Here is a 10,562-nt window from a genome sequence, read left to right as displayed (position 1 = left end):
GTCGACAGGAACCTTTCACGTAATGGGGGGGTCTGGGGGGCCTCAGGCCCCACAGCAGGGGTCCAGGGGGCGGCGCCCCCTGGCGCGCACCGGCTAAATGGGCGGAGCGATGGTGACGAGCACGCGCATGTCGCTGGTGGCGGTGACGCCGTGCGGCACAGCGATGGGGCAGACGAGGGTATCGCCGGTCTTGCAGGGGGTTTGTCCGGCGTCGGACAGGAAGAAGCCTTCGCCTTCGAGGACGCAGATGACGAGCTCGCCTTCGAGGTTGTGGGAGTGGATGGGCAGTCCTTGTCCGGCCTTGAAGTTGAAGTTGATGACCTTCATGAACTCGCTTTCGTGCACGAGCAGCTTGCTCGGGCCGAAGGGCTTGAAGTCGTTCTGGGCGTGCAGGTCGGTGATCTTCATGGCGGAACTCCTTTTGCCGGGGCCTACCCGGCGAAGCGGGGCAGGCCGCCGGGGCCTGCGGGTTGGGTATGCCCGTCGCGGGTGATGACGATGGTTTCCACGGGCACGTTGACGCCTGCGGCCTGTGCGGCGCGCAGGGCGATGGCGGTCATGCCCGCGCAGCAGGGCACCTCCATCTGCACGACGGTGATGTCCTTTATGCTGTTTTCGCGCAGGATGTCGGCGAGCTTGTCGATGTAGCTCTGCGCGTCGTCGAACTTGGGGCAGCCGAGCAGCATGACGCGGCCGGGCAGCAGCTTGGCGTTGAAGTCCGGGAAGGACGGCGGCACGCAGTCGGCGGTCAGGAGCAGCCGGGCGTTCTGGAGGAACGGCGCGGTGGGTGGAACGAGCCTGAGCTGGATGGGCCAGTGGGTGAGGTTCGACGCGCCACCGGACTGGCTGGCCGGAACGTTGGCCTGCTGGCAGGGGCTCTTGAGGCTCATGGCCCTGCTGCTGGGGCAGCCGCCGCCAGCCGGCCTCGAAGATTGGCCTTGTCCGCCAACACCCTTTGGGTCCAGCCGAAGGCTGGCGGGGTCGGGCATGTGGTCGGGCACGGCGCGCCCCTGGCTGGTCAGGTGCTTGGCCACGGCCTCGGGGTTGAAATCTTCAGCTTCCACCTCGACGACCTTGAGCGCGCCGGTGGGGCATTCGCCCAGGCAGGCGCCGAGGCCGTCGCAGAACACCTCGTTCACCAGCTTGGCCTTGCCGTCGATGATGGCGAGCGCTCCCTCGGCACAGCCGGTGACGCAGTTGCCGCAGCCGTTGCAGAGTTCCTCGTTGACGGTGATGAGCTTTCTTGTGGCGCGCATTGTCTTCTCCTGGTGAAGGTGGGCGCGGGGGGGTTCGTCGGCCCCCGCGCCCGTGGAGTGTGAAGGTGTCGGAGCTGTTATCTAAGCACGTTCGCGTTTGATCGCAATGGTCATTAGCCGAGAATGGCCTTCAGGTCCTCGTCCGGGGTGCTGATGGGCTTGATGTCGAAGTTTTCCACCAGGAAGGCCAGCACGTTCGGGGTGATGAACGCGGGCAGGCTGGGTCCGAGGCGGATGTTCTTGATGCCGAGCGACAGCAGGGTCAGCAGGATGGCCACGGCCTTCTGCTCGTACCAGGACAGGATGAGCGACAGGGGCAGCTCGTTGACGCCGCAGTTGAAGGCCCCGGCGAGCGCCACGGCGATCTGGATGGCGGAGTAGGCGTCGTTGCACTGGCCGATGTCGAGCAGGCGCGGGATGCCGCCGATGTCGCCCAGCTGCTTGTCGAAGAAGCGGAACTTGCCGCAGGCCAGCGTCAGGATGACGGTATCGGCCGGGGCCTTTTCCACGAACTCGGTGTAGTAGTTGCGGCCGGGCTTGGCGCCGTCGCAACCGCCCACCAGGAAGAAGTGGCGGATCTTGCCGGCTTTGACCGCGTCGATGACGGCCGGGGCCACGCTCATGACGGTGTTGCGGCCGAAGCCGACGTTGACGGACACGCCTTCCACGTCGTCGGTGAAGCCGGGCAGCTCAAGGGCGCGCTTGATGACGGCGGAGAAGTCCTCGTTGCCGACGTGAACGGCGCCGGGCCAGCCCACCAGGCCGGTGGTGAAGATGTTCGGCAGGTAGGCGCTTGAGGGCTTCTGGATGCAGTTGGTGGTCATCAGGATGGCGCCGGGGAAGGCCGCGAATTCCTTGATCTGGTTCTGCCAGGCGGTGCCGTAGTGGCCGAAGAAGTGCTTGTAGGCCTTCAGCTTCGGGTAGCCGTGGGTGGGCAGCATCTCGCCGTGGGTGTAGATGTCGATGCCCTTGCCCTCGGTCTGCTTGAGCAGGGTCTCCAGGTCCTTCAGGTCGTGGCCGGAGACGAGGATGCACTTGCCCTTGCGGTGACCCAGGGGAACGCTGGTGGGAACCGGGTGGCCGTAGGTCTCGGTGTTGCCCGCGTCGAGGAGCTGCATGGCGGTCAGGTTGGCCTGGCCGCATTCCATGGCCAGGGCTACCCAGGCGCCGAGGTCGAGGTCGATGCGCAGGGCGCTGGCCAGACCCTTATAGATGAAGGCGGCCACGGACGGGTCGTACTGGCCGAGCAGCGCGGCGTGGTCGGCATAGGCGGCGACGCCCTTGATGCCGTACAGCACGGTCTGCTTCAGGGAGGCGATGTCGGCGTTGGGGTCCAGGGAGGCGATGGCGTGGGCCTCGCCCTGCTTGACCAGCCCGGCCAGGTCGGCCGCCGGGGTGAAGCGCACGGCGTCGCAATCGGAGGCGGTGACGCCCAGGGGGTTCAGCTTGGCCTGCAGGCAGGTGCGCAGCTCGACAGCCTGCTTGATCAGCGGCACGAAGCGCTCGGCGTCGAAGTTGACGTTGGTCAGCGTGCTGAACACGGCCTTGTAGAGGAAGAGGTCCGTGGCCTTGTCGGTGACTCCGGCCTTGCCGGCCTCCACGGCCACGCAGGACAGCCCCTGGCAGGCGTAGATGAGCAGGTCCTGCAGGGCGGCGACGTCGGGCTGCTTGCCGCACACGCCGATCTGGGTGCAGCCGGTGCCTTTGGCGGTCTGTTCACACTGGTTGCAAAACATTGGGTGATCCTCCTGTTGGAAGTTTGGTTTCCGTTTCCCCCCGCATGAGGGGCTGGGGCGGCTGCGGTTTCCCGCTCACGCAAGTCCGGTTTAGGAGAATTGGACGGGCAGCGCTTTGACTTGTGTCAACGGGGCGGAAAAAATATTCGGGGGGGCGCGAGAAACCCTGGAGCAAGGCCCTGCCCCGGGGTCAAGGCAGGACAGGGCCTTGCTTGTTGGCGAATGCTAGCTCTGCCAGTCCGGTCGGGTGAAGACGTCGCCCTGGGCGCGGCCGGACTTGCCCAGGTGCTTGAGCTTGTTGGCGGCGTGTTGGCCCTGGCGGCGCAGCACGTCCAGGAGGTCGGTGTTCGCCAGAAAATTGGCGAACTCCGGGTTCTCGGCCACCCCCGGGCCGAGGGCGAAGCCGCCTTCCAACTCCGGGTCCACGCGCACGTCGCCCTCGTCCAGCACCACCTCCGCGCCGGTGATGCGGCTTAGCATGTCGCGCAGGAACTCGGCGAAGATCTGCTGCACATCGCCCGCGCCTTCCGCGCCCTTCATGCGGTTGCGGAAGCTGGCGGCCAGCTCGTTCTCAATCTTGGTGACGGATGTCTTGGAGTCCATGGGTGCCTCTCGTGGTGCAAAAGGGTTTCCGCTTATAGAAACATTCTGCTCTTTCGTGGAAAATGTAAAGCCCCCCCGCCAACCTGTCCGCAGGGCGCCGGACGCAAAAAAGCCCCGCCTCCTGTCAGGGGGGCAGGGCCTTTCATGCGCGGCGGCAGGCGGTCCGGGGCCTATTCGACCTCGTAGCCGTCCTCTTCGTCGCCGTCCCTGGCGTTGGCTTCGTCCTCGGCCAGCATGTCGTCGATCTCCCCGGCCAGGTCTTCCAGGCGCGTGCCGAAGGTGTCGAAGTCGTCGCTGCCCTCGGTCTCCAGGTCGTCGAAGACCTCGCGCAGGAAGTTGGACGCCTTTTCAAGCTTTTTGCGGTAGCTGCTTTTCATGTTTTCACCTCGCGATTCCCATAGGGCGCACTGGGGCGAAGGTCAAGGGCCTGGGGGGCGCGCCTGGGGCGCAAAAAAAGCCCCCGCCCCCCCGTTTGGAGAAGGGGCGAGGGCTTCGCTTTCCATTCTTCTTTTCGGGCTACTCGTCTTCGCCCTCGCTGGCGAACCAGCTCTCGGCCAGGATGGGGCCGTAGTAGATGGCCTCTTCCTCCAGGTCCTCCTCGATGCGCAGGAGCTGGTTGTACTTGGCCAGCCGGTCGGAGCGGCACAGCGAGCCGGTCTTGATCTGCCCGGCGTTCACGGCCACGGCCAGGTCGGAGATGAAGGCGTCCTCGGTCTCGCCGCTGCGGTGGCTCACAACCGTGGTGTACGCGGCCTGCTTGGCCATCTCGATGGTGTCGAGCGTCTCGGTGACGGTGCCGATCTGGTTCAGCTTGATGAGGATGGAGTTGGCCACGCCGCGCTCGATGCCCTCGGCCAGGATGTCGGGGTTGGTGACGAACACGTCGTCGCCCACGATCTGGATCTCGCCGCCCATGCGGTCGGTCATGGTGGCCCAGCCGTCCCAGTCGCCCTCGGCCATGCCGTCCTCGATGGACACGATGGGGAAGCGCGACACGAGGTCGGCGTAGTAGTCCACGATCTCGGCGCTGGACATGATCTTGCCCTCGCCCTTGAGATTGTACTTGCCGTCCTTGAAGAACTCGCTGGCGGCGCAGTCCATGGCGAGCGCGATCTCGTAGCCGGGGTTGTAGCCCGCGGCCTCGATGGCGCGGATGATGTACTCCAGCGCCTCGGCGTGGCTCTTCATGTTCGGGGCGAAGCCGCCCTCGTCGCCCACGCTGGTCACGTGGCCGTCCTTGGCGAGGATGCTTTTCAGCTGGTGGAAGGTCTCGGCGCCCATGCGCAGCGCGTCGGCGAAGGTCTCCGCGCCCAGCGGCATGATCATGAACTCCTGGATGTCCAGGTTGTTGGGCGCGTGCGCGCCGCCGTTGATGATGTTCATCATGGGCACGGGCAAAAGCTTGGCGTTGATGCCGCCGATGTACTGGTACAGCGGCAGGCCCAGGAAGTTGGCCGCGGCGCGCGCGTTGGCCATGGAAACGCCCAGGATGGCGTTGGCGCCCAGGCGGTTCTTGTTGTCGGTGCCGTCCAGGTCGATGAGCGAGTTGTCGAGCGCCACCTGCCGCAGGCCGTCCATGCCGACGATGGCGTTGGCGATCTCCTCGCGGATGTTGTTCACCGCGATGGACACGCCCTTGCCGCCGTAGCGTTTCTTGTCGCCGTCGCGCAGCTCCAGGGCTTCGCGGGTGCCGGTGGAGGCGCCGGAGGGCACGGCGGCGCGGCCGGAGGCGCCGGATTCGTACGTGACTTCGACCTCGACGGTGGGGTTGCCCCGGGAATCCAGAATTTCGCGCGCCCAGACAGCGATAATGGTGCTCATGAGTTCTCCTTCGTTAGGTCCAAGAATACGCGATTCTTGGCTTTTATGACCGTGGCGGCTATGAAAGCCGGTTCAGACGCAATGTTCTATTGGGGTCAATACATCATTTTTGTGACAGATTCAAATGCAATCCTGTGACGAATTTCGGGCCTCAGCGCTTGGTCTTCCAGGCCAGGAACAGCCCGTCGAGCAGCAGGTCCTCGCGCACCTCGTCGATGGCCGGGCAGAGCCCGGCGATGGTCTTGGCGAAACCGCCGGTGGCGATGACGTGGACGTCGCCCGGCCCCACGCCCAGCGTGGCCGCCAGACGGCAGACCAGCCCCTCCACCATGGCGGCGAAGCCGAAGAGCAGCCCCTGGTTCAGGCTCTCCGACGTGCTGCGCCCGATGTGCAGGCAGCCCGCTGCCTCGTCGGCGTCCATCTCCAGGGTGATGTGCGGCAGCTTGGCCGTGCCCGTGGCCAGGGCCCGGGCCGAGGACAGCACCCCGGGGCAGATGAGCCCGCCCAGATACGCGTTGCCCTGCACGCAGTCAAAGGTGGTGGCGGTGCCGAAGTCCACCACGATGAGCGTGTGGGCCTGACAGGACGCGCGCGCGCTGAAGGCCGTCACCAGCCGGTCCGCGCCGACCTCCTGGGGCCTGGCGTAGCGGTTCTCAAGGGCGAGGGGGATGTCGTCGGGCACGAAGCGGATGTTCTGGCCGGGCTGGCCGAAAAAGCGCGCTGCCGCGCGGGTGAGCACCGGGTTCATGGGCGGCACGACCGAGGAGGCCACGATGCCCATGATCTCGCCGGGGTCCACGCCCTCGACGCGGCAGATGTCCAGCAGCTTGAGCCCCCAGGAGTCGGCGGTGCCGACGTTGCCGGAGGGCGCGGTGGGCAGCGCGTAGGTGCTCACGAGCCCCTGCCCGGGCTGGGCCAGGCCGATCTTCACGTTGGTGTTGCCCACGTCGAGCAAGAGTACGGTGTCCATCAGGTGTCCTTGTCGGGCGCCGTTGCAGGGCGTCCTTGCCAGTGGTTCTGCGCCGTGGTGCCAAAAGCCGACTTCGTACGTATCCGTTGCCAGCGTCCGCCTCCGCGTGTATTGCCATGGATAGGAAATCCGTCAAGGAGAATGCGCATGGACTTCGCCCGGCTCATACCGGCGGCCGAGGCCATCCCCTCCCCCTGGGGCTGGTTCGAGGCGCTACTGCTGCTCACTTTCGTTCTGCACGTCGTGTTCATGAACCTCACCGTCGGCTCGGCGGTCATCGCGCTGGCCGGGCGCTTCACGGGCCGCCACAAGGACCTGGCGCGCGAGCTGGGGCACCGGCTGCCCACCACCCTGGCCCTGCAGATCAACCTGGGCGTGGCCCCGCTCCTGTTCGTGCAGGTGCTCTACGGCCAGTTCCTGTACACCAGCTCCGTGCTCATGGCCGGGTGGTGGCTCTCGGCCATCGCGGCGGTCATCGTCGGCTATTACTGCCTGTACATCAGCGACGCCAAGGCCGAGAGCGCGCCCGGGGCCTCGCGCCTGGCCCTCGGGCTGTCACTCTTGATGCTCCTGTACACCGGGTTCCTGCTGTCCAACAACATGACCCTCATGCTCCGGCCCGCGGCCTGGGGCGCCTACGTCCACAACCCCTACGGCAGCTTCCTGAACGTGGCCGACCCGACCCTCTGGGCGCGCTACAGCCACATGGTCCTGGCCGCGCCCGCCGTGGCCGGGCTGTACGCCGCGCTCATCGGCGCCAAGAAGCGCCGCCTGGACTGGGTGGAGCACGGCCTCAAGTGGTTCACCCGGCTGACCATGGCCCAGTTCCTGGTGGGCGCGTGGCTGCTCTTGTCCCTGCCCCGACCGGTGATGCTGGCCTTCATGGGCCGCGACCAGCTCGCCACGGGCCTGCTGGCGGCCGGTACGCTGGCCGGGCTGGCCGCGCTTCTGGCGGGCCTCAGGAAACAGGTCGGCGCCACGGTGTGGCTCACGCTCCTCACCGTGACGCTCATGGCCGCCACCCGCGCCCAGGTGCGCAGCCTGACGCTCGCGCCGCACTTCTCGCCCGCGTCGCTGCCCGTGACCGGAGACAATACGCCCTTCGCCGTGTTCGCCGCCGCGCTGGTGTTCGGCCTGTCGGCCATCATCTACATGCTCAAGGTGAACGCCAAGACTTCGGGCAGGGGGGCGTAAGGCCATGGAATATCCCATCTGGCACCTCACGACCCTGGCCGGGGGCTTCTGGATCGCGCTCATCGGCACCTTCCACGTGTTCCTGGCGCATTTCGCCGTGGGCGGCGGCCTGTACCTGACGCTCTCGGAGATCTACGCCCGCAAGGTCGGCAGCCCGACGCTGCTGGCACACGTCAAGAAGCACACGCGCTTCTTCCTGCTCATCACCATGGTGGCGGGCGGCGTCACGGGCGTGGGCATCTGGTTCACCATCGGCCTGCTCTCGCCCCAGGCCACGAGCACCCTGATCAAGGTCTTCGTCTACGGCTTCGCCACGGAGTGGGTCTTCTTCCTCTGCGAGATCGTGGCCCTGCTCGTCTACTACTACGGCTTCGACCGCATGGACCCGCGCGACCACGTGCGCATGGGCTTCCTGTACTTCCTCTTCGCCATGCTCTCGCTGTTGACCATCAACGGCATCGTGGGCTTCATGCTCACCCCGGGCAAGTGGCTCGTCACCCACAATTTCTGGGACGGCTTCCTGAACCCCACCTTCTGGCCGCAGGCCGCGCTGCGCACCGCCATCTCGCTGACTCTGGCCGGGCTGTTCGGCTTTGTCACGGCCACGCGCATCCCCGCCGAAAACGGCGACGGCGCCCGCGAACGCATGGTGCGCCTGGCCGCTGCCTGGACCATCCTGCCGCTTCTGGCCTGCTTCGCCGCTGGCTGGTGGTACATAGGCGCCCTGCCCGAGGCCCAGCAGCAGATGGTGCTGCTGCGTTCGGCGCGCATCACCGGCTTCCTGCGCGGCTTCCAGTACTTCGCCGCCGCCGCCGCCGTGGGCGCGCTGATTCTGGCCGTGCGCCTGCCAAGAGCCGTGCGCTTCCCCCTGGCGCTGTGCGTGCTGCTCACGGGCTGGGGGCTCATCGGCAGCTTCGAGTTCGTGCGCGAGGCCGCGCGCAAGCCCTACCTCATCTACGGCCACACCTACTCCAACGGCATCCAGGTGGGGGCGGACAAGCAGGTCGGCGAGGCGGGCTACCTGGCCACGGCCAAGTGGGCGCGCATCCGCGAGGTGACCCCGGAGAACCGCCTGGCCGCGGGCGCGGAGCTCTACCAGCACCAGTGCGCCAGCTGCCACTCCATCGGCGGCCCCATGAACGACATCAAGCCCTGGGCGGCCACCCTCACCGCAGAGGGCCTGGCCGGATTGCTGGAGGCCCTGAACCTGGCCAACCCGGCCATGCCGCCCTTCGTGGGCAACCGGCTGGAGCGCGAGGCCCTGGCCGCCTATCTCACCGAGGGCCTGCTGGGCACCCAGCCCGTGCCCGAGTCCCCGGTGGCCCTGACCGAGCTGCCCACCGAGATCCCGCCCTTCGACGCGGCCAAGGACGAATACGTGCTGCTGGCCTGGTCCGGCCTGGGCATGCACATGATCGTGGAGTCCCAGGGCGTGTTCACCCTGCGCCCGGCCACGGCGGAGCTCTCGGCCCAGCTTATCAAGCGCGGCGACTCCCCCTCCAAGGTCACCGACAACGTGGAGCTGACCTGCGCCGTGGAAGGCGCGAAGGAAGGCGGCGGCCAACCCGTGCAGATGAAGATCGTGGAGGGCCGCGACTGGTTCCAGGCTCCCGCCATACACCTGAGCCCGCGCGGCGCGTCCGGCGGGTTCAACCCCTACCCCTTCGTCACCGTGGAGGCCCGCGACGCCTCGACCAAGGCCGTGCTCGCGCGCACCAGGGCCGTGCTGCCCGTGTCCGACGAGGTCGGCTGCGCCAGCTGCCACGGCGGCGCGCGGCCGGTTCGCGCCACGGACTCCGGCATCAGCCCGGAGACCGGCCTGAACATCCTGCGCATCCACGACCGCATGAACCGCACCAACCTCTCGGCCCAGGCCAAGGCGGGCAAGACCGTGGCCTGCACCTCCTGCCACGCCGACCCCCTCACCGGGGCCGAAGGCAAGGACGGGCTCATGGGCGTGTCGAGCGCCCTGCACGGCTTCCACGCCAACACCCTCAAGGGCCGCGGAGCCGAGGCCTGCGCCCGCTGCCACCCCAGCCGTCCCGAGGGCGCCACGCGCTTCCTGCGCGGGCTGCACGGGCAGATCGGCCTGGAATGCACCACCTGCCACGGCGCCCTGGAAGACCACGCCGTGGGCCTGCTCAAGCGCGAGCTGGAGAGCGGCAAGCGCGGCGCCAAGCGCCTGCTGACGCAAATCACGCCGCAGTCCGGCCCGCAGGACACGATACCGCCGCGCACCGCCTGGAACCAGACCCCGGACTGCCTGGCCTGCCACAAGGACTTCGGCGCGCCCGACCCCAGCCAGGCCTTCGGCAACTGGACCAAGGCCGCGCCGGACCGCTTCAAGAGCCGCCTGGACGAGATGGGCGCGCTCTCCTGCCCGGCGTGCCACGGCCCGCAGCACGCGCTCTACCCGGCGCTGAACCCCTACGGCGCGGAACGCGACAACGTGCAGCCCCTGCAGTACCAAAAGCTCGCAAGGCCCATGGGCTCGCAAGGCAACTGCAAGGTCTGCCACAAGGTGGCCAAGACCGACTCGCTGCACCACCCGAACACAATCCGCACCCCCTAGGTGACCACATGATCGCGCGCGAATGGAAATGCCTCTGCCCCCGGCTGCACCGCGAAGGGTTCCTGAAACACCTGGAGCGCACCGGCGTGCGCGAGGCCAAGGCCACGCCAGGCTACAAGGGGCACCAGGTGCTTGAACGGCTCTGCGACGCCTGCCCCGCAGGCAAGTCCAGCAGCATCGAGCTGGCGTTTGTCACCTACTGGGAGTCCTGGCAGGCCGTGCAGGCCTTCGCCGGCGACGACCCGGAACGCGCAGTGCTCTACCCCGGCGACGAACGCTACGAGATCATCCCCGACAAGCACGTGCGGCACTACGAGGTGCTGGACCAGACGCTGACCTAGGCCGGGAGCTGCCTCCGGCGGCCAAGGGGCCTGAGGCCCCTTGGAACCCCCATTGCGCCGAAAGGGCTG

The 10,562-nt window shown here is 67.4% G+C and carries 10 protein-coding genes; 3 read left to right on the top strand and 7 right to left on the bottom strand.

Going from position 1 to position 10,562, the window contains the following annotated elements; all coding sequences use genetic code 11:
• Positions 1-93: 93 nt before the first annotated feature.
• The 7 genes from RDU24_RS15445 to RDU24_RS15415 all read right to left on the bottom strand — a co-directional run bounded on the left by RDU24_RS15445 (position 94) and on the right by RDU24_RS15415 (position 6,386).
• Complete coding sequence (locus tag RDU24_RS15445) at positions 94-408, bottom strand: cupin domain-containing protein (RefSeq protein WP_308736677.1); 315 nt, start codon at positions 406-408, stop codon at positions 94-96.
• A gap of 23 nt (positions 409-431) precedes the next feature.
• Positions 432-1,256 (bottom strand): ATP-binding protein, encoded by an 825-nt coding sequence (locus RDU24_RS15440; protein ID WP_308736676.1) that lies wholly within the window; start codon positions 1,254-1,256, stop codon positions 432-434.
• Between the two features lie 113 nt (positions 1,257-1,369).
• Positions 1,370-2,992, bottom strand: a complete 1,623-nt coding sequence (hcp, locus tag RDU24_RS15435; protein WP_308736675.1) for a hydroxylamine reductase — start codon at positions 2,990-2,992, stop codon at positions 1,370-1,372.
• Between the two features lie 225 nt (positions 2,993-3,217).
• The gene (locus RDU24_RS15430; RefSeq protein ID WP_308736674.1) at positions 3,218-3,595 is read right to left on the bottom strand and encodes a hypothetical protein; all 378 of its coding nucleotides are present in this window, start codon (positions 3,593-3,595) and stop codon (positions 3,218-3,220) included.
• Positions 3,596-3,765: 170 nt separating this feature from the next.
• A complete protein-coding gene (locus RDU24_RS15425; protein WP_308736673.1) occupies positions 3,766-3,972 on the bottom strand; it encodes a hypothetical protein in 207 nt (68 codons plus the stop codon).
• A 139-nt stretch (positions 3,973-4,111) separates the two neighbouring features.
• Entirely contained in the window at positions 4,112-5,416 is a 1,305-nt protein-coding gene (eno, locus tag RDU24_RS15420) for a phosphopyruvate hydratase (protein WP_308736672.1), read from the bottom strand.
• 151 nt (positions 5,417-5,567) lie between these two features.
• Positions 5,568-6,386 carry a type III pantothenate kinase gene (locus tag RDU24_RS15415; RefSeq protein ID WP_308736671.1) on the bottom strand — a complete coding sequence of 273 codons (819 nt, stop codon included), beginning with the start codon at positions 6,384-6,386 and terminating at the stop codon, positions 5,568-5,570.
• 147 nt (positions 6,387-6,533) lie between these two features.
• Here RDU24_RS15415 and RDU24_RS15410 point away from each other — a divergent pair, with 147 nt between their 5' ends.
• The 3 genes from RDU24_RS15410 to RDU24_RS15400 are packed head-to-tail and all read left to right on the top strand — an operon-like array spanning position 6,534 to position 10,493.
• Positions 6,534-7,580, top strand: a complete 1,047-nt coding sequence (locus RDU24_RS15410; RefSeq protein WP_308736670.1) for a hypothetical protein — start codon at positions 6,534-6,536, stop codon at positions 7,578-7,580.
• A 4-nt stretch (positions 7,581-7,584) separates the two neighbouring features.
• A complete protein-coding gene (locus RDU24_RS15405; protein ID WP_308736669.1) occupies positions 7,585-10,152 on the top strand; it encodes a cytochrome ubiquinol oxidase subunit I in 2,568 nt (855 codons plus the stop codon).
• 8 nt (positions 10,153-10,160) lie between these two features.
• Positions 10,161-10,493, top strand: a complete 333-nt coding sequence (locus tag RDU24_RS15400; protein ID WP_308736668.1) for an antibiotic biosynthesis monooxygenase family protein — start codon at positions 10,161-10,163, stop codon at positions 10,491-10,493.
• Positions 10,494-10,562: the final 69 nt, after the last annotated feature.

The organism is Humidesulfovibrio sp. (assembly GCF_031082295.1).
GTDB lineage: Bacteria > Desulfobacterota > Desulfovibrionia > Desulfovibrionales > Desulfovibrionaceae > Humidesulfovibrio.
Note: the sequence above shows the minus strand (reverse complement) of the source record. Positions and strands in the feature narration are given on the sequence as shown.

Bases quoted from the DNA above. Each gene is read 5' to 3' on its own strand.
- RDU24_RS15445 (WP_308736677.1), bottom strand. From the start codon at position 408: ATGAAGATCACCGACCTGCACGCCCAGAACGACTTCAAGCCCTTCGGC.
- eno (WP_308736672.1), bottom strand. From the start codon at position 5,416: ATGAGCACCATTATCGCTGTCTGGGCGCGCGAAATTCTGGATTCCCGG.
- RDU24_RS15415 (WP_308736671.1), bottom strand. From the start codon at position 6,386: ATGGACACCGTACTCTTGCTCGACGTGGGCAACACCAACGTGAAGATC.
- hcp (WP_308736675.1), bottom strand. From the start codon at position 2,992: ATGTTTTGCAACCAGTGTGAACAGACCGCCAAAGGCACCGGCTGCACC.
- RDU24_RS15400 (WP_308736668.1), top strand. From the start codon at position 10,161: ATGATCGCGCGCGAATGGAAATGCCTCTGCCCCCGGCTGCACCGCGAA.
- RDU24_RS15425 (WP_308736673.1), bottom strand. From the start codon at position 3,972: ATGAAAAGCAGCTACCGCAAAAAGCTTGAAAAGGCGTCCAACTTCCTG.
- RDU24_RS15410 (WP_308736670.1), top strand. From the start codon at position 6,534: ATGGACTTCGCCCGGCTCATACCGGCGGCCGAGGCCATCCCCTCCCCC.
- RDU24_RS15430 (WP_308736674.1), bottom strand. From the start codon at position 3,595: ATGGACTCCAAGACATCCGTCACCAAGATTGAGAACGAGCTGGCCGCC.
- RDU24_RS15405 (WP_308736669.1), top strand. From the start codon at position 7,585: ATGGAATATCCCATCTGGCACCTCACGACCCTGGCCGGGGGCTTCTGG.
- RDU24_RS15440 (WP_308736676.1), bottom strand. From the start codon at position 1,256: ATGCGCGCCACAAGAAAGCTCATCACCGTCAACGAGGAACTCTGCAAC.